Consider the following 18,211-nt stretch of genomic DNA (forward strand, 5'->3'; position numbering starts at 1 on the left):
ACATTCTGCCGTTCGCGGCGTCGGCTCACAAGAAAGGGTGGGAGAAGCAAATCCGTAGAGAAGTTCTGCCAGAGCGTCCTTTCTCCGACGAATAATTAGGTGATGGACCAACTCGCCCTCATGTCGCTTTCGCTGTCGCTGCTGGTCGGCGCGGTCGGGACGGCGACGGTCCTGCTCGGGCTGCCGAACGAGCGGCTGCCGTGGGGTTTCGCGGTCGTCTTCCCGACATTGATCGTTTGGGCGTTCGCGCTCGGCGCCTCGATGATTCTGCGCAAGGATCGGGCGCCCGACCTGCTGGGAACGATCGCCAGGCAGGGCTACTACGATCGCGAGGGATTCTGCTTCGCGTTCTCGATCGAGCCTCGGGACGGCGTCGCATTTCTCCGCGTCTGGTTTCAGAACCAGTACGAGCGTCCGTGCGTCGCGGAGATCGGCCTGCGTCCGACGCCTCGGATGTTTCGTCGCGCGCCCAGGTTCGAACGCCTACGGCTTCGCGTGGTATGCGAGTCTGCCGCAATGGGCGTCGCTACCGTCGCCTTGCCCGTGCCCGCGAACGTTCAGGGAAAGTCGGTACAGTTCGACGTCGGCGCGTCGGTGAAGTATCCGCAGGGCGGAGGTCGCCGTCTTCGCATGGCCATCGGCATGCCGGTCTCCTGGAGCGCCGCTCGCGTCGGCGAATGGCCCAGGCCCAAGAATAACCGCCCGGTCGAACTTCTCTTGCCTAACGACGTGGATGCCACGATCGAAGGTGACAGATATCAGTCCATGAGAACGTTCTGGAAGCTGGGCGATCCGCCGCTGGAGCGTTGGCCTGACGATCTGTGGAGCGGTGACCCTGCCGAGCCGATGACCGACCTCACGGATACGTAATCCTCTCTGCCTCCACCTCGGCGAAATCCGTCAGTTCGCGATCCTTCGTCTGCGTGGGGCTCATGATGTCGCGGACGCGCCAGCCGCGGACGATCAGGGCGTCGGCGATCAGCCGGCGATGGCACTGCCAGGGAAGCGCCTCGGAGCACATCGTCGCCGTCCGCTTCGACCGGGCGAGCTCCTCCAGCGAAACAAGCGCCTCGCGGAAGGTCCCGGTCGCCATGTAATCGGCGTAGGCGTTGAACGCGTCGACCCGCCAGCCCCGGTTGGGCGAGTCGGGCTCGCGCTTCCCCCGGCGGCCTCCCAGCGCGAGAAAGTGCCGGTAGTCGATGCCCGCCTCGGCGAGCGAATTCTTCAGCGGCTCCTGCCCGAAGTGCGGCCACTTGCGCGAGCCGGGAAAGCGGCGAACGTCGGCCACCGCCTCGATCGACTGGCTCGCCAGCAGTTCGAGAAAGTCTTCGATCGACCGGTTCGAGTGCCCGATCGTCCAGATTTCGTCGTAGGGCTCGGGCATGGTCAGGTCGCCGGCGCGAGCCGTCTCTTCGTAGGTCACGCGTTTCCTGACGACGGCAACGAGCACGTCGGCAGCTATTCCAAGTTCAATTCGAGGATGTCATGCAATCGATCGAGCGGCAAGTCGAACTGAAATAGCCGTCGGTCGATGCCTGACCTACCGGACTGACGCTCGCTTCCTATCGGCGTCAGGGTAACTTCGAAACCGGTTCGATCATGTAGTGAATGATGAAAGGGCAATCGATAACATGCGGGAGGAGGATCTCGCCGATGCGAGGCTCGAGCAGATATCCATCAGCGAAGTAGAAGCAACCGAAGCGCTTGGAATCTGCGCTCGACAATGCCAGAACGTCTTCGGAATTCCCGATCTGAGTTCGATTTTTGGAGGGGAAACATTTGATGTTGAACCGCAAGCCGTCGTCTAGGACATGACGATCGCCCGGAATCACGCCGCGCACGACGAACATGGCGCTCGGCGCGAATGCAGCCTCGGGAAGAGCGTCAAAGATGGCCGACGGTCTGTCCCAATACTGTCGATACTCATGATCTGATCCCCGGAAGGTATGATCAATCAATCGATCGAATTTGATCAGCGCTAACGAGGCCGACGTGCTCTGGCGAAGGTGATGGGCGACGTCCTCACGCACGATAAGGCCGCCCGTTAAAGACACTCCGGGCCACGGGTCGACTGCCCGAGCGATCCGACGTACCGGCGGGGGCTCGTCCATCCCAAAATGATCAGGCACAATCGGTTCACGCCTGACTCCATGGAAGAGAACGTCCAGGAACGTCGGTACTGATGAAGGGCCAGACGGAAGCCTGGATAGATATAGCCACTCGTTCATTGCCATACATTCGTGATTGTGCATCGAACGCAGTGAGCACGACTACAGGACGGCAATCAATCCTTCTTCCCCAGCCGCGGAGCCGAATGCCCCTGCTGGTGGATTTGCTTGAGCAGGGTCTGCAAGTCGTAGACGACGTCGGGATGATCGGCTGCGACGTTCTTGCGCTGGCCGACGTCCTTCGAGAGATCGTAAAGCTCGACGGGCGCGGCGTCGTCGGCGGGATAGTCACGACGCTTCTCCCACGGCGCGAAGCCTTTCGAGTGATAGCCCGTCGACGCCGCGATGAGCAGCCAGTTCTCATGCCGGACGGCGTAGACGTTCGGGTTGGTGTTGTGAATGTGCGCGGTGCGCACCGAATCGGCGTCGCCTCGCAGCAGCGGAAGCAGGTCGTGCGAATCTTCCGCCGCATCGTCGGGCAATTCGAAGTCGACGATCGAAGCGAAGGTCGCCAGCAGGTCGATCTGCGAAGCGAGCGCGTCGCTGACGGCGCCCGGCTTCGTCACGCCGGGCCAGCGGACGAGGAACGGCACGCGATGGCCCCCCTCGTAGATATCCCGCTTCACGCCCCGCAGCGGCTCGGGCGACCAGTGCTCGAACTTCGCGTCCCGGGCGTAGGCGTAATGCTCCGGTCCGTTGTCGGCAGTGAAGACGACCAGCGTGTTCTCCGCATGGCCGGACGCTTCGAGCGCCGCCAGCAGCTTGCCGACCATGGCGTCGGTCTCGGCCACAAAATCGCCGAACGGCCCCGCGCCGCTGACGCCGTCGAATTCATCGTTGGGGATGATCGGCGCGTGGGGACTCGGGAAGGCGAAGTAGAGGAAGAAGGGCTCGGGCTTGCCTTTCCTCGACTCCAGATACTCGACCCCCCGCTCGGTCAGCGTCGGCAGTACGGCGTAGGGATCCCAGCCGGCGACCATCGGACCGGGGCGGCACTCCCAGTTCCCCTCCTTGATCGGCTTCCACTTCGTCGTATCGAGGGACTCGGTCGGCGCGGTGACGACGCGGTCGTTCTCGATCCAGGCGTAGGGCGGAAAGTTGATGACGTCGTCGCCGAAATAGCTGTCGAAGCCGTGCGCCAGCGGCCCGTCGGGGATCGACTTCGACCAGTCGAAGGCTTCGGGACCGACGCCCTTCACCTTGGCGCCGGCCTCGTCGACGCTGCGAATCGCCTCCCAGTCCCAGCCGAGGTGCCACTTGCCGACGGCGGCGGTCGCGTAGCCCTGTTCGCGCAGCATTTCCGGCATCGTCAGGCGCTCCGGTCTGAAAACAGACCGCTCGAAGGCGTTGACGATGTTGTGAAAATCCCGCCAGTGATGACGCCCCGTCAGCAGGGCGTACCGGCTGGGCGTGCAGATGCCCGACGACGAATGGGCGTCGGTGAACCGCATCCCCTGCGACGCGAGCCGATCGAGATGAGGCGTCGGGATCTTGCTCTTCTCGCTGTAGCAGCCGAGATCGCCGTAGCCGAGGTCGTCGGCGTACAGGATCAGGATGTTGGGACGCTCGCTCTCGGCCTGTACGGCGGCGACCGAGAGCAGGGCCAGCGCGACGAGCGAGAATGTCTGTCGCAGGCAGGGGCGGATCATGGCGGCGTCTCGGAGAAAAGCTCGAGAAGAGAAGTTCGCGGACGTTCGTTTTAGCTTACGATGCCCGCGAATAGGTCGCTCTCCGGCTCGCCCGCTGTCAGGAACTCTCCGCATGCATTTGACGGTCGCCGCCATCGCAGAGGCTTTCGCCAGACGGGGCGCCGGTCGCTACGGCTCCGAGGGAGTGACGCAGCTCGAACACGCGCTGCAATGCGCGGCGTACGCGCGAAGCGAAGGGGCGGAGCCGCATCTCGTCGCGGCGGCCCTGCTGCACGACGTCGGTCACATCCTCGGCGACGACGAGATGCCGACCAGCGATGCGGAGAGCTACGACGATCGTCACGAGGCGACCGGCTATCGGTTTCTGAGGGATAGCTTCGGCGCCCGCGTAGCCGATCCGGTGCGGCTGCACGTGCTGGCGAAGCGCTATCTCTGCACGGTCGACGCGACGTACGAGGAGCGGCTCTCCCCCACCTCGCTGAAGAGCTATCACGATCAGGGAGGAACGCTTTCGCCGGAGGAGCTGCGCGCCTTCGAGGCCGAGCCCTCCTTCGACGACGCCGTGCGACTCCGGCGGTGGGACGACGCCGCGAAGGACGACCGCGCCCGGCCCGGAACGCTCAGCGATTATCTGCCGGACGTCGAAGCGAGCCTGGGGCTCGACACAGACGCGAGTCTCGGGCTCGGCGATTGATGCGTCGGATCGCGCTGGGCGACGAGGTAGCCGGCGAGGCGCGCCTCGCGGTTGGCGTGCCTTTCCCGGGTGGCCGCGATTGCTTTGCAATCGGGGTCGCCGAAGGCGACAAGAGGAATCGACTCGAAGCTAAATAGAACGTGGCCGACCTGTCTTAACGCCCTGCCGCCTTTCTCTTGCGGCTGACGCCGCCCCGATTGACGAGCAATCGGGGCCACCCAGATCGTGCGTCTCTCCGAGACGGTCGACGAGTCGTGAGTTGGCGGCGCCGTCGTACGTTTCGTCGTGCCGATCGCAAACCGCAAGGTGAACGCGCGCCGGCAGGACGAGCTGAGAAACGAGTCGAAGCGCGTCGCTTCCGCGCGTAAGATAGGAGGCGAAGCGGTCTTCGTTCGCGTTCCTGAGACGGCTTCTCCCGCCCGGCGTTAACGGCCTGCCCGCCGTCGATCCTCCCCTCCCGCCAAGCTGAAAGGCGCGATTCGATGCGCCCTCGCGTTCGCCCCTTCGTCGGGTTCGCCCTGTTCGGTCTGTTGACGATCGGCTTCGCCGCGTCGTTGTCGACCGTCCGTTCGCTCGTCGGCGAAGAGCGCCAGAAGGTCGCAGCTTCTCCGCCGCCGACGGTCGAGGAGGCGCAGGTCCGAGCCGAACTCTTGCACGAGACCGTGCATGGGGCGCTGCTGGTCATGCATCGCGATCTGTTTCGCGAGGACGAGGGCTTCACGCTGCCTGCCCGGTCGCTCGACGACGTCTTCGCGGAGATGAAGCGCTCGCACGGCGTCGAGATGGCGTGGCTGGCCGTCGACGCCAAGGCGATGGACGTCGGACATGCGGCGGACGACGACTTCGAAAAGCAGGCCGTCGAAGCGATCGCCGGGGGCGAAGAGGCATTCGACCTGATCGAGCGCGACCGCTATCGCTACGCGGGCAGGATCCGCCTGGCGTCCGAATGCCTGAAGTGCCACCTGCCCGATCGGACGAGCGTGGAAGATCGCTCCGCCGCCGTGACGATCAGCATGCCGGTGAGGAAACCGTAGAGTCTCGCTCTGCCGTCAGCGTCCTTCGTTGGCGCTGTCCGCGTTCTGGACGTCCTGCTGCAATTGACGCAGGAGGTCAGCCGGATCGAGTCCCAGGCGCTCGCAGTGATACGCGACCGATTTGCCGGGACAGGAATAGTCGATCCCGAGCCGATCGAAAATCGCCGCCGTCGACGGGTGATCGATGATCCAGTCGACGGCGCTGGAATCGAGATCGTGCAGCGCGTGACCGAGCGCCGGTCGAGCGATCGCTCCGACGAACGCGTTCGATAGCGCCTTGATGCGGGCCAGAAACGCCGGACCGTCTTCGAGTCGCGACAACGGCTCCGCGGGCAGTCGCGACGATCCGACGCGCGCGCCGACGAGAGCGCCCGTCATCGCCGCGATCGTGTCCGTATCGCCTCCCTGCCAGATGGCGAGGCTCACGGCGCGGACGTAAGCGTCTGGAAACAAGGCGAAGCAGGCAAGCGCGGTCGGTACGGACTCATGCGCTTCGATGCCGTTGCCGAGGGCTTCGACGTCCTCTGGTCGAGAGACTTCGCCAAGTGCGGCGATCCGCTTCCTGAAGACCTCGGTCTCGCACAGCGGATGCAATTCGTCGGCGAGCGACTTGGCGTTCAGCGGTCGATTTTCGGAAGCGATCGACGCCGCGACCGCGATCAGTCGCGCCCCTTCGATCCCGACGGGATGACGGTGGGTCGGCCATGCGGACAGACGAGCCTGCGAACGAATCGAATTCACGTCAGTTCGGTGTCGCAGTCCCAGCGGAGCGCTTCGCATCGCGGCGCCGTTTCCGAGCGAGCCGCCTGGAAAAAGCGTTTGCGCGAGGAATTCGTATTCGATGCCCTCGCGGAAGGCTTCGATCAGCGTCCGCGCGCCGCGGCCATAGCCTCGCCACGATTCGTAGTCGCGAACGAAGAACTGCATCAACGTCTGCGGGTCGACGATTCCTCCTGGGCGGAGTTCGCTCAGATAGCTGGCGAGGGCCAGCGCCATCTGACCGTCGTCGGTGTAGCTCAGGTTCGAAGAGGTCGCGAACTGAAACGCATCGGTCGGGATGTCGAAACGCCGCCGCAGGGCGACGACCGACGTACCTTCGAACACGGCTCCGGCAGCGTCGCCGAGCGCGAGTCCGAGCAGGCATCCCTCGACGCGTTCGACGAACGCAGGTGCGCGGGTCATGCGTGACCGGCGAAAGCGGAGAAAGTTCCGGTTGGTCCTGAGCCGAGAGCGGGGCGATCCGACTCGCGGTCACCGGTTCGGCGCTCTCAGTTTAGAACTCTTCCGCACTCCGCGCCAGCATGCCGTGATCGGCGGCGGCGGCGAGGACGGTCAGCATCAGCGTCCCGGCGCCGACGAGCCAGTTGCCCGTGACGTCCTGCGACAGACTGTACAGCGACGCGGCGGCGATCGTCGCGAAGCAGACGAGATAGACGGTCAGGCATGAAGCGCCATGTCCGCCGCAACTCAGAAACCGGGCGCTCACCACGCCCAGGATTCCGATCGGCATGCAGGCCCAGAGCAATGCGATTTCCAGCGCGTTCGACTCCATGCGGAGCGCTCCCTCTGCGCCGTCCGGCGCGTGCGCGACGCTAGTTCCGATGCGTCGCTTCCCGATACGCGGCATCCTGCCGGTCCGTTCGCACGCAGAAGAAAAGGGCATCGCGCAAAAAAGGAGGCGGGGCTTCCCTGCACCCGCCAGCCGTGGCCTGACTGCTCGTTCGCGAGCGAACGGTTTCGGGCGATCCTTGCCCTGTCGTTTGGCCTCGACGGCGGAACTTTAACGAAACTTCGCGGATTCCGCCAAGATCAGAATCGAGGGGAATCCCGCGCATCGAAGCGGCGATCTCTTCGGATTTCTGAGCGGGGGGCGTCAACCCCCCGAGTCCGCGGCTCTGACGATGCGAAACGCCGAGAACTCGGAGGGCTTACGCCCTCCGCTCAGGGAGAGGCAAACCGTCGCGTGTGACGATCTTCCGAGATTCGGCGGATATAATGCAGGACCTCGTCGCATCGCCCTGCCCGCTCGCCGCCCTCGGAAACTCGCTCGTGACTGTCGGCCTGTTCGTCCCGTGCTACGTCGACCAGTGCTATCCGCAGGTCGGCCTGGCGACGCTGGAGATCCTGGAAGGTCTCGGCCTGGAGGTCGATTTCCCGGAGGAGCAGACCTGCTGCGGCCAGCCGATGGCGAACTCCGGCTGCACGAATCAGACGGCCCCGCTCGCCCGGCGTTTCGTGAAGATCTTCGCCGACTACGACGCGATCGTCTGTCCCTCGGGAAGCTGCACCGCCATGGTGCGGCACCACTTCGAGGAATACTTCGACCACGACGACCCCGCCTTCACGAAGGTCCGCGATCGGACGTTCGAACTGAGCGAGTACCTGACCGGAGCGCTCAAGCTCGATCGCTGGAGCGGCTCGTTTCCGCACAAGGTCGGCATCCATCAAAGCTGCCACGGTCTGCGGGAACTGCGGCTGGGGAAGTCGAGCGAGCTGGTCGGCAAATCGTTCAGCACGGTCAGGACGTTGCTCCAGAGTCTCGACGGCATCGAACTGACGGAGCTGTCCCGGTCTGACGAGTGCTGCGGCTTCGGCGGATCGTTCGCGGTCGCCGAGGAAGCGGTCTCTTGTATGATGGGAGAGGACCGCGTCTACGATCACGAACGGGCCGGAACCGAGGTCATGACCGCGGCGGACATGTCCTGCCTGATGCATCTCGACGGCATTATCCGTCGGCAGAAAAAGTCGATCGCGGTCATGCACTTCGCCGAGATCCTGGCGGGGCGACCCGTGCCGACGGTTTCCGCATCGGCCCTTCGTACTGCGACTTAAGTCCCCTGCACAAACATCCCGTGTGCCATGGCTGGCTTGTCCAGCCGTGAATCCGGCCTCCTTCGAAGCTCGATTCGAGAAGCGGCGTCTTCGATCCAAGGAATCTTCGGAGCGTCCTGAGCGGACTTCGTTCATCCCCGATTCGCACGGCTGGACAAGCCAGCCATGGCACACCGGTCGAACCCGACCGCCTGCCCTACAAGAAGCGCTCTCTCCCATGGTTGTCGCCGGACACGATCATCCGAAGAACGCCGCCGCCTTCATCGCCGACAAGGAGAAGGCGAAGTGGCATGACGGCGCGCTCTGGTTCGTGCGGGCGAAGCGCGACCGGATGGCGAACTCCCTTCCCGAGTGGGAGACGCTGCGCGAGAAGGCCTCGGCCATCAAGCAGCACACGGTCGCGAGGCTGCCCGACTATCTGGAGCAGTTCGCCGCCCAGGCGGAGAAGCGCGGCATCCGCGTTCACTTCGCCAACGACGCCGCCGAGCACAACGCGATCGTCCTGGGCATCCTGCAGAGCCGGGGCGTGAAACGCGTCGTCAAAAGCAAGTCCATGCTGACCGAGGAATGCCACCTCAATCCGTACCTCGAACGGAACGGGATGGAGGTGGTCGACACCGACCTCGGCGAGTGGATCGTGCAGTTGCGGCACGAGGGGCCGAGCCACATCGTGCTCCCCGCGATTCATATCCGGAAGGAAGAGGTCGGCGAGCTCTTCCACGAGAAGATCGGCACCGAAAAAGGCGCGACCGACCCGACCTACCTGGCGGGCGCCGCGAGGAAGCGCCTGCGGGACGAGTTCCTTGACGCGGACGCCGGTATCACGGGGGTGAACTTCGCGATCGCCGAGACGGGCGGGATCGTCGTCTGCACCAACGAAGGGAACGCCGATCTGGGCACGGCGCTTCCGCCGCTGCATATCGCCTGCATGGGGATCGAAAAGCTGATCCCGCGCGCGTCGGACCTGTCGGTCTTCATCCGCCTGCTCGGACGGAGCGCGACGGGCCAGCCGATCACGACCTACACGTCGCACTTTCACGGTCCCCGCCAGGCCGGCGGCGAGATGCATATCGTCGTCGTCGACAACGGCCGGTCGAAGATTCTGGCGAGCGACGACTTCCGGAGGTCGCTCAACTGCATCCGCTGCGGGGCCTGCATGAACACGTGCCCCGTCTATCGCCGCAGCGGCGGGCACAGCTACGCGACGACGGTTCCGGGCCCGATCGGTTCGATCCTGAACCCGGCCCAGGACGCGAAGACGCATGCGACGCTCCCCTTCGCCTGTTCGCTCTGCGGAAGCTGCACCGACGTCTGCCCGGTGAAGATCGATCTCCACCACCAGTTGCTCACCTGGCGGCGGGAGATTCGCGTGCAGGGGCACCTCTCCTGGAAGAAGCGCCTTCCGATGGCCGTCGCGGCGTGGCTGTTCGCCAAGCCGGCGAGATTCGAGCTGATCGGTCGGATCGGGAAGTTCTTCCTGCGGAACCTGCCGCGACCGATGCTCTACAACCCGATGAACGACTGGGGGAAGCAGCGCGAGCTGCCGCCCGCGCCGAAGAAGTCGTTTCGCGAACTTTATCGCGAACGCCCGAAGCATGAGCACGGAAGCGCTAAGCGGACCGTGGTTTCCGACGCGGCGACAGGCAAAACCACGGAGGGCTTACACCCTCCGCTCGCCGGGAAGCGTGCCGAAGTTTCGGCTCGTTCGGAGTCGTCGGTATGAGTCCTGACGTCCCTTCGCTTGCGGCGACGGAAGGCGAGCGTCGCCGCAGGATGTTGTCGCGGCTGCGCGAGGTTCTGCCGCAGGCAGTTCCGCTGCCCGGTCTCGACGAAGCGTGGATCCGGTTCGACGATCCCGTTGCCCAGTTCGCGGAGACGCTGGCCTTCGTCGGCGGAAACTTCGAGACCGCGCCGACGCTCGCCGCGGCGCTGGAAATCGTCGCGGCGACGCGGCCGGCGATCGAGGCGCAGCGGACCTACTCCTGGTTCGACGGCTTTTCTCGCGCGAATGTCGACATGGCCGCGATCGACGACCCGCACTCGCTGGCGGACGTCGACATGGCCGTGCTGCCGGGGCGGATGGCCGTGGCGGAGAACGCCGCGGTCTGGGCGACCGAGCAAGGGCTGCGGCACCGCGTCATTCTCTTTCTGACGCAGCATCTGGCGCTGATCGTGCCGAAGGCCAGGATGGTGCATAACCTGCACGAAGCCTACGCGCGCCTCGCCTTCGAGACGAACGACTTCGGCGCCTGGATCTCCGGCCCGTCGAAGACCGCCGACATCGAACAGTCGCTGGTCATCGGCGCCCACGGCGCGCGATCCCTCACCGTCGTGCTGACGGACGAGGATTTCCTGGCGGAGTAGGCGCCGTCTTCACTCGCGCTTCTTGAACTTCTCGTCGCGGAGCGCCTGGACGCGTTGCAGCTTGAGGTGGTCGACGTCCAGGCCGACCTTGGTCACGAGCGAGGCGAGTTCCGCGGCGGTGGACGCCTCCAGCTTCTTGCCGATCGAGGTCTTGTGCCGCTCGATCGTCTTCGGGCTGCGATGGAGTTCCTTCGCGACTTCGGGGACCGACTTGCCCGCCCCCAGCAGGACCAGCGTCTCCAGTTCCCGCGGAGTCAGCTTGTCGAAGGGGCCCAGGTCGATCAGCTTCGTCTCCGCGCGGGCGACGTCGGCCTCGGGCGGCATCTCGGCGTCGGAGGTCAGATACCGCGTCACGGTCATCACGCGGGTCGGCTCCCCTTCGCCTTCCAGCGGATAAATCATCGTGCCGATGCGACGTCCGCGAAGGATATGGTCCGACGCGACGGGCCGCTTCTCTCGCAGCGCCTTGGCGATCCATTCCAGGCGTTCGCGAGCCCAGTCGGGATCGTACAGGTCGATGATCTTCTTCCCGACGTAGTCGCCGCCCGTCGAGTCGCCGATGAACATCGCCGCGGCAGCGCGGTTGTGAAACAGGATCTCGCCCTCCTGCGTCAGCAGCACGACGGCGACGCCCGGGTCCATCTTGAAGACCTCGGCGAACTGAGCGAAGAACTCTTCGTTGATGGTCATGACGGCGACTTCGGCAGGCGCGACAAGCGGAGGGTGCAATCGATTCTCCCCCGCACGAGACCGGGGAGTCGATCTTTTAAAGGGTTTCCCCCCTCCGAAAAAGCCCGGGTATTCTCAGATAGCGGAAATTGGATCCCCCACCTGTAATGCGAAGGGTCGCTGGAAGTCGTTCGACCGGGCCTGTTTTCGATCGGTCCTTGTCGATGGACAGGCCAGCCCGGCTCGTCATCGAAAGCGAAAGGTCTTCCGCCCCGCGGCGAATATAGGAGAGCGTCATCCGCAATCGAAACGGGAGCGATTTATGGAACGAGCCCTGCGCCCGCTGATCGTCGTGCTGCTGGCGATCGGGGTCTGCGCCGCGTTCGGCGCCCTGCACAACCAAGTCTCCTACACGGTCTCGCCTGACTACTTTCATGCGTTCAAATTCTATCAGTTCGACGTCGCCGAGCCGCTGCGGAATCGACTGGGCGCCTCGCTCGTCGGCGTCGGAGCGTCGTGGTGGATGGGCGTGCCGCTGGGATTGATCCTCGGACTGCCGACCCTGCTGCAACCGACGCGGAGCGGTTTCGTCCGCGCGACGTCGCTTTCGATCGTGACGATGCTCGCCGTGACGATCGCGACCGGGGCGTTCGGCCTGGCGCTCGGTTCGACCGTCGTCGACGCGCCGGCAAGGCTGGAGATTTACGACGGCGTTCCGGTGCAGGATCCTGCCGCGTTCTGGCGAGCCGGGTCGATGCACAACTTTTCCTACCTGGGCGCGGCGATCGGTCTGGTTCCGGCGCTCTGCGTGCAAGGACTGGTTTATCGAGGCGAGGTTCGCCGGGCGAAGTCGACGAGTCGCTAAAACGATTCGCCGTATCTCGTCGGCTCCGAATCGAGACAATAGGGACGAGACAATAGGGAAGCGACCGCCGCTCCGCCGCCCACCGCACGAATCGAAGCCCCCCTCCGTGAACTCACCGCCGACGCCGTTCTCAGGCTCTACCGACTCGCCGCTGCGAGATCTGTTGCGACCGGTCGTTCGATCGTTTCGGCTCGAACTGGAAGCGGGTCAGAAGCCCCGGATCGAAGACCGATTGCAGCGTGCGCCTGCGGCGGCGAGGCCCGAGCTCTGCCGGCTGCTGATTCTCGAAGAGCTGGCCGACGGGGCGAAGCGGGGGAAGTCGGCGCCGCTCGACGATTACCTCCGACGTTTCGGCATGCTGATCGACGCGAGCTGGCTGCACTTGATGCGTCGGTCGATTCAGGCTCCCGACGCTTCTTCCGGGACTGCATCGGCGTTCGACGCCGTCGCGTGGGGCGTCCAGGCCGAAACCGAAACGGACGACGAAGCCGATACGGAGCGGACGCTCGACGTCACCGGTCGCTTCGATCGATCGCACGAGCTCGGCGAACCGGCCTTCCGCGACCGGTCGTCGTCGGACGAAGGCGCCGACGCCCCGACCCTCGCGTTCTCCGGCTCAGACGCTGCCGCGTCGGACGGGAATGCGACGGGCGGGCTTTCCGCATCCTCCGCGCTGGTCGACGTTCGACTCCCCTATCAGCTCGGCAAGTACCGCCTGCTGAAGCTGATCGGCAAGGGGGGCTTCGGCGACGTCTATCTGGCGGAGGATTCGCACCTGCATCGCCAGGTCGCGCTCAAGACGCCGCGGATCGAACGGACGGCCTCCGCCTCGGCTGACGTCTCGGTCGAGCGGCGGCTGGAAGCGTTGCTCGAAGAAGCGCGAAACGCCGCGAAGCTCGAACGGATCGACGGAGTCATCCCGATCTACGACGCGGGCCGGATCGGCGATGTCGGGTACATCGTCACGCCTTACGTCGAAGGGGGATCACTGGCCGACCTGATGAGTCGGGGGCGTCTTCCTCTCAGGCAGGCGCTGCGCGTCTTCGCGAACGTCTGCGACGTCGTCGAGCGGGCCCATGCCGCCGGCTGGACGCATCGCGATCTGAAGCCTTCCAATATCCTGGTCGACGGGGACGGCCGGGCGTTCCTGACCGACTTCGGTCTGTCGGTGCAGATCGGCGAGCGGGAGCCGACGGAGACGCAGGGAACGCCGCGGTACATGGCGCCGGAGATCGCCCGGGTCACGCTCGATCGCCTGGCGGGAGCGGCGCCGGCGGAGCGCCGCGAGTCGGTCGTAGACGGGCGGGCCGACCTCTACAGCCTGGGCGTCACCTTCTATCAGTTGCTGACGGGAAGCTCGCCGTTTCAGGCGGACAAGCTCCGCGAGGCGCTGAAGCTGATCGTGGAGACGACGCCCCCCGCGCCGCAGGAAGTCGCGCCCGACGTTCCGCCCGAGCTTTCGACGCTCTGCATGCGCCTGCTGGAGAAGGATCCGAACGAGCGACCCGCCAGCGCGGGCGACGTCGCGGCGCGGGTCCGTCGCTGTGCGGAGCGCCTGCGCCTGGACGAACCGCCCGAAGCCCGCACGGCCCGACGCCGGCTGCTCGCCCTTTCGATCGGAGCCGTCGGCATTTTCATGCTCGTGGCGGTCGTCCTGTTCTGGCTCGCCGGCGGGATTTGAGGTTGCTTGCTGGCATGGCACACAGGCGTCGCCGATCGACGCTAGTTCGTCAACAGGAAGGCCCATTCGTCCTCTTCGGCCCTCCGCTCAGCCGGAACGAACGGTCCTGCTCGTCACAGACGGACGCTTTCGTGGTTCGCGGGCGGATGGGATCGGGCGTGCGAAACGATCTGCGAGCGGTCGCGACTATAATCGCCTGATTCGATCTGAAGCGTCGCAGAGGTTGGAGATGAGCGAAGCGAAATCCTCGAAGCCCGCCCGTGCCTGGAACGACGACGGGCGAGCAGGTTGCGGCGGCGAAGGTCCGGTCGGCTGGGCCCTGCGTTACCTTGCAGATCGGCGCTGGTTCCTGCGACAGGCGTACGGCCCGCGGAACGCCCCGTTCATTTCGTTCGTGCCGCCCGGGCATTACTATTCGCCTCTGCCCGACGGCGAAGCCGTTCATCGCGACGCGGCCAAGCTCTTCGATCGGTCGCGAAAGGAGCTGCCCGGCATCGACTTGCAGGTCGAAGGCCAGCTCTCCCGGCTGCGCGAGTGGGCGCCGCTGCACGACGCGACGGAGTTTCCCGCGGAACAGACCCCGGGACGGCGGTGGTACGCCAAGAACGGCTACTTCACCTACGGCGACGCCGTCATGCTCGCCTGCATCCTGAGGGCGACGAAGCCTCGGCGGGTGGTAGAGCTGGGTTCGGGGTTCTCGTCCGCGCTGATGCTGGACGTCGATCAGCATTATCTGGACGGCCAGACGCAGTGGACGTTCATCGATCCCGACCCTTCGCGCATCGACGAACTGCTGCGCGATTCGGACCGCAGCCGGGCGACGATCCTGCAGAATCTGGCTCAGGATCTGTCGCCCGACTGGTTCGATCAGTTGGAGGCGGGCGACATCCTGTTCATCGACTCGTCGCACGTCGGCAAGATCGGCAGCGACGTGCTCTATCTGTTCTTCGAGATCCTGCCCCGGCTCAAGCCGGGCGTGCTGATCCACGTTCACGACATTCTGTGGCCGTTCGAATATCCGCAGATGTGGCTCGAACGGGGACGGGCCTGGAACGAGGCCTACTTCCTGCGGGCCCTGCTGATGCACCAGCGGGCGTACGAGATCTATTGCTTCGGCAGCTACCTGGAGACGCACCATCGCGATGCGCTGCAGCAGTACCTGCCGAAGTCGCTGGGCGAGCACGGTTTCCCGACGACGCCCAGCTTCAGCAGCATCTGGCTGAAGAAGACGGCAGGCTGAAAGTCGTAGGACCTGCGAACGGCGCCGCGCACTCCGCCGCCGCAGGTCGCTAGACCGTTCGCGTCGAATCGCGAATCACTCGCACGTTCTCCGCGCACGAAAAAGGCCGCGATGCCCGGGGGGCTTCGCGGCCTTTCGATTTCCTGCGTTCGGTCGGGACGTTAACGTTTCGTGCGCGGACTCTTCACTCAAGCCCGCGCGGTTCTCGCTTCGCTCTTACGTCAGGGGAACACTCGATGCGCGGAGCGCCGCCGACCTCAGGCCTGGCCTGTCATCGCACCCAGGCGAAGACAGGAACCAGCGGACCGAGGAAAGGCGATCGCGTGACGCGGAGGGAGGATGATCAGCCGTCGTAGCGACGCGGACGACCGCCACGGTCTCCGCCGCCGCCGCCGCCATAACCACCGCCGCCGCCGCCATAGCCGCCGCGGTCTCCGCCGCCGCCGCCGTAGCCGCCGCGATCTCCGCCACGACCGCCGCCGCCGCCGCCGTAGCCGCCGCCACCACCGCCGTAGCCACCGCCGCCGCCGCCACTACCACCGTAGCCGCCGCCGCCTCCGCCGTATCCACCACCGCCGCCGCCACCATAACCGCCACCGCCACCGCCGCCGCCACCCCCTTCACGGGGCCGGGCTTCGTTCACGCGGAGGGGACGACCGTCGACCATAGCGCCGTTCGTGCCTTCGATCGCGGCCTGCGCTTCAGCGTCGTTGGACATCGTCACGAACGCGAAGCCCTTCGACCGGCCCGTTTCGCGGTCCTTGACCACGAAGACTTCTTGCACGGTCCCGAACTGGCTGAACGCTTCACGGAGGGAATCCTCCGTCGAGCCGTAAGCCAAGTTCCCCACGTAGATCCTGATCACTCCACTAACCTCCCACGAGCCGACGCAGGGCCGGACGCTTTCCGTCAATCACGCACTCGACACAGAGCGAAGCGAAACAAGCTCTTCTGGCGGCCCGTCGCGGCTGACGGGCTATCCGGGGGGAGACGAGTTCTGTCCGTGGGAATGGGAACGCTTAGGAACGCGGGGCCTATCGAACCGTCGCTCGTCCGATCGAAGAAACCTTGAAACGTGCCATACGACGATCGCGCTCGATCGTCAATCGAACATCGTACCGATTTGCCGCAACGGAGCAATCGAAATTCGCTCACGCCAGGCAGAATCCGCAAACTCTCGAATTTTCGTCGAGAGAGAGGCCGCATGGAGCCGAGACGCGGCGAACCGGCGCAGAGGGCGACCCATCCGGCGGGACAGTTAGATCGGCTCAGCGAAACCGCCGCCGATTAGAACACTGCCGAGTCGTCGCCCTTGTTCTGCTGCTGGCGGATTTCCTGCAGCAGAAAGCTGACGCCGCGGGCGTAAGCACGCAGGGCGCTTCCCTGGTCCGACTTCGCCAGCGACGCTTGCGCCTGCTCGCGGAAGTCCTCGAAGCGCTTCCAGTCGACCTGCCAGCCCGACTCGGTGACGGCGTCCGCCAACTCGTCGATCAGCCGCTGCATCTTGTCGAGAAACGCCTTCGGCGCCTCGCGCGGCGTGCGCATGTGCGGTCCGCGACCGAACGGACGCTGCGGCGCGGCGGGGGCGTCGCTCTCGGTCGGTCGCGCGTAGGACCAGACCAGAAATACGCCGCAGGCGACTGCCGCGATCGCGAAGACGACGGCGATCGCATACTGGGCGAAGACCGCGCCGGCGACGGCAGCGATCACGAAAGCGATCAGGCCGATCCACCCCAGCAGCGGAGCAGGCGATGCCGCCTTGCCGGTCGGGGAGGTTCCTCGCGCGCCGTCGCCCGCGAGAAGTTCGGCGCCGACCTCGACCGCCACGATCGTGACGTTATCCGGTCCGCCGCGGAGGTTCGCGAGGTCGACCAGGAAGTTCACAGCCTCCGCAAGCGGCAGCGTCGCGAGCGCGGCGCCGATTTCGCCATCTTCGATCTGGCCGGAGAGTCCGTCGCTGCAGAGCAGAAACTTATCGCCCGGCTCGAGCGGGAACGGGCCCTCGCGGTCGACCTGCACCTTGGCGTTGGGGCCGAGCGATCGCGTGATGACGTTCTTGGGCAGGCTGGCGGCGTACTCGCTCGAGATGTTGGGCGAAGATGCCCGCATCTCCCATACGAGGCTGTGGTCGAACGTGAGTTGTTCCAGCACGCCGCCCCGCAGGCGATAGACGCGGCTGTCCCCGACGTGGGCGACGACCGCGCCTTCGGGAAGCAGCAGCAGCGAGCTGCAGGTAGTCCCCATCTGGTGCAGAGCGGGATCGGCCTCGCCCCGCCGGTGAATCTCGGCGTTGGTGTCGACGACCGCCTTCTGCAGGGCGTCGGCCGGAGCGAGCTCGCGGTACTTCTCGTACAGATGCGAGACGCCGTCGGCGGCCATCTTGCTGGCCAGTTCGCCCGCGGCATGAGCGCCCATGCCGTCCGCCACGACGAACAGGGCCCCGCGGCTGCGAAAGCGATCGGGCGCGATCGACCGCGGAACGAAATAGCTGTCCTGATTGTTCGTCCTGCGCATGCCGACGTCGCTGGCGGCGGCGTGCGCGAGTCCGGGCATCAGGGGAGCGCTTGGGTTCATGCCGGAGAGGCGGCGAAGCTCGACCGATTCGTCGGCGTCAAGCGGACGGAATCGCGTCGGAAAGGGACAGGGCGCAAGAAGTTGGAGCGACCGGCCATCTTCCTCGAAGCGTACCGCGCTGGCAAGCTCGCCGTCGTCGGAACCGCCCCGACCAACGGGAATTCCCCTGTTTCGGGGCATTCCGGGAACGGTCGGAAGAGTCGTCACGGCCTTGCGACGCACGAACCGGGGCCTTCCGGCGCCTCGAATGCTCTTGGCGCAGCGTTCCGCGCCGCGATACCGTCCCGCCCGCGCGCTCCCGAAATGCGCTGGAAGAACGGCCGATTTCTTCGGTCCTTCTCCGTCCGAACTGCGTACCGGCGAGCGGCGCTTTCATCTTTCGCGTCCTGTCCGTCGCCCCCTATGCCGCGTCTCGACCGGCGAATCTCAGCCTCGCTCGCC

General features: G+C 65.4%; 17 protein-coding genes. 9 read left to right on the plus strand and 8 right to left on the minus strand.

What is annotated here, in order from left to right:
* The first annotated feature begins 102 nt into the window (after nt 1-102).
* Complete coding sequence (locus tag SH602x_RS00590; RefSeq protein ID WP_479474961.1) at nt 103-870, plus strand: hypothetical protein; 768 nt, start codon at nt 103-105, stop codon at nt 868-870.
* Here SH602x_RS00590 and SH602x_RS00595 read toward each other — a convergent pair.
* The 3 genes from SH602x_RS00595 to SH602x_RS00605 all read right to left on the minus strand — a co-directional run bounded on the left by SH602x_RS00595 (nt 857) and on the right by SH602x_RS00605 (nt 3,817).
* Nucleotides 857-1,450 carry a DUF488 domain-containing protein gene (locus SH602x_RS00595; protein WP_479474962.1) on the minus strand — a complete coding sequence of 198 codons (594 nt, stop codon included), beginning with the start codon at nt 1,448-1,450 and terminating at the stop codon, nt 857-859. The genes SH602x_RS00590 and SH602x_RS00595 overlap by 14 nt on opposite strands.
* Before the next feature lie 121 nt (nt 1,451-1,571).
* Nucleotides 1,572-2,111, minus strand: coding sequence for a hypothetical protein (locus tag SH602x_RS00600; RefSeq protein ID WP_479474963.1), 540 nt, complete (start codon nt 2,109-2,111; stop codon nt 1,572-1,574).
* Nucleotides 2,112-2,284: 173 nt separating this feature from the next.
* The gene (locus SH602x_RS00605) at nt 2,285-3,817 is read right to left on the minus strand and encodes a sulfatase family protein (RefSeq protein ID WP_479474964.1); all 1,533 of its coding nucleotides are present in this window, start codon (nt 3,815-3,817) and stop codon (nt 2,285-2,287) included.
* Between the two features lie 112 nt (nt 3,818-3,929).
* Here SH602x_RS00605 and SH602x_RS00610 point away from each other — a divergent pair, with 112 nt between their 5' ends.
* Together SH602x_RS00610 and SH602x_RS00615 are read left to right on the plus strand one after the other, a co-directional pair.
* The gene (locus SH602x_RS00610; protein ID WP_479474965.1) at nt 3,930-4,511 is read left to right on the plus strand and encodes an HD domain-containing protein; all 582 of its coding nucleotides are present in this window, start codon (nt 3,930-3,932) and stop codon (nt 4,509-4,511) included.
* A gap of 482 nt (nt 4,512-4,993) precedes the next feature.
* Complete coding sequence (locus SH602x_RS00615; protein ID WP_479474966.1) at nt 4,994-5,545, plus strand: c-type heme family protein; 552 nt, start codon at nt 4,994-4,996, stop codon at nt 5,543-5,545.
* Nucleotides 5,546-5,560: 15 nt separating this feature from the next.
* Here SH602x_RS00615 and SH602x_RS00620 read toward each other — a convergent pair whose 3' ends face one another.
* A complete protein-coding gene (locus SH602x_RS00620) occupies nt 5,561-6,727 on the minus strand; it encodes an ADP-ribosylglycohydrolase family protein (protein WP_479474967.1) in 1,167 nt (388 codons plus the stop codon).
* A gap of 91 nt (nt 6,728-6,818) precedes the next feature.
* Entirely contained in the window at nt 6,819-7,097 is a 279-nt protein-coding gene (locus tag SH602x_RS00625) for a hypothetical protein (protein WP_479470372.1), read from the minus strand.
* 497 nt (nt 7,098-7,594) lie between these two features.
* Here SH602x_RS00625 and SH602x_RS00630 point away from each other — a divergent pair, with 497 nt between their 5' ends.
* The 3 genes from SH602x_RS00630 to SH602x_RS00640 all read left to right on the plus strand — a co-directional run bounded on the left by SH602x_RS00630 (nt 7,595) and on the right by SH602x_RS00640 (nt 10,741).
* A complete protein-coding gene (locus SH602x_RS00630; RefSeq protein ID WP_479474968.1) occupies nt 7,595-8,377 on the plus strand; it encodes a (Fe-S)-binding protein in 783 nt (260 codons plus the stop codon).
* 217 nt (nt 8,378-8,594) lie between these two features.
* Nucleotides 8,595-10,100, plus strand: coding sequence for a LutB/LldF family L-lactate oxidation iron-sulfur protein (locus SH602x_RS00635; RefSeq protein ID WP_479474970.1), 1,506 nt, complete (start codon nt 8,595-8,597; stop codon nt 10,098-10,100).
* Nucleotides 10,097-10,741: a LutC/YkgG family protein gene (locus SH602x_RS00640; RefSeq protein WP_479474971.1), complete on the plus strand. Its 645-nt coding sequence runs from the start codon at nt 10,097-10,099 to the stop codon at nt 10,739-10,741. The genes SH602x_RS00635 and SH602x_RS00640 overlap by 4 nt, the downstream gene beginning before the upstream one ends.
* 9 nt (nt 10,742-10,750) lie before the next feature.
* Here the strand turns inward: SH602x_RS00640 and SH602x_RS00645 are convergent, their stop codons facing one another.
* The gene (locus tag SH602x_RS00645) at nt 10,751-11,431 is read right to left on the minus strand and encodes a LuxR C-terminal-related transcriptional regulator (RefSeq protein WP_479474972.1); all 681 of its coding nucleotides are present in this window, start codon (nt 11,429-11,431) and stop codon (nt 10,751-10,753) included.
* A 301-nt stretch (nt 11,432-11,732) separates the two neighbouring features.
* Between SH602x_RS00645 and SH602x_RS00650 the strand changes: the two genes are divergently transcribed.
* From SH602x_RS00650 to SH602x_RS00660, 3 genes are all read left to right on the plus strand, one after another.
* Entirely contained in the window at nt 11,733-12,275 is a 543-nt protein-coding gene (locus SH602x_RS00650) for a hypothetical protein (RefSeq protein ID WP_479474973.1), read from the plus strand.
* Nucleotides 12,276-12,381: 106 nt separating this feature from the next.
* Nucleotides 12,382-13,956, plus strand: coding sequence for a serine/threonine-protein kinase (locus tag SH602x_RS00655; RefSeq protein WP_479474974.1), 1,575 nt, complete (start codon nt 12,382-12,384; stop codon nt 13,954-13,956).
* A 229-nt stretch (nt 13,957-14,185) separates the two neighbouring features.
* Nucleotides 14,186-15,196 carry a class I SAM-dependent methyltransferase gene (locus tag SH602x_RS00660; protein ID WP_479470365.1) on the plus strand — a complete coding sequence of 337 codons (1,011 nt, stop codon included), beginning with the start codon at nt 14,186-14,188 and terminating at the stop codon, nt 15,194-15,196.
* A 343-nt stretch (nt 15,197-15,539) separates the two neighbouring features.
* On the opposite strand, the gene SH602x_RS00665 is transcribed toward SH602x_RS00660, so the two are convergent.
* On the minus strand, nt 15,540-16,061 hold the full coding sequence (locus SH602x_RS00665) for an RNA-binding regulator (RefSeq protein ID WP_479474975.1): 522 nt from the start codon (nt 16,059-16,061) through the stop codon (nt 15,540-15,542).
* Nucleotides 16,062-16,483: 422 nt separating this feature from the next.
* On the minus strand, nt 16,484-17,749 hold the full coding sequence (locus SH602x_RS00670) for a PP2C family protein-serine/threonine phosphatase (RefSeq protein WP_479474976.1): 1,266 nt from the start codon (nt 17,747-17,749) through the stop codon (nt 16,484-16,486).
* Nucleotides 17,750-18,211: the final 462 nt, after the last annotated feature.

The organism is Lignipirellula cremea, from assembly GCF_056501455.1.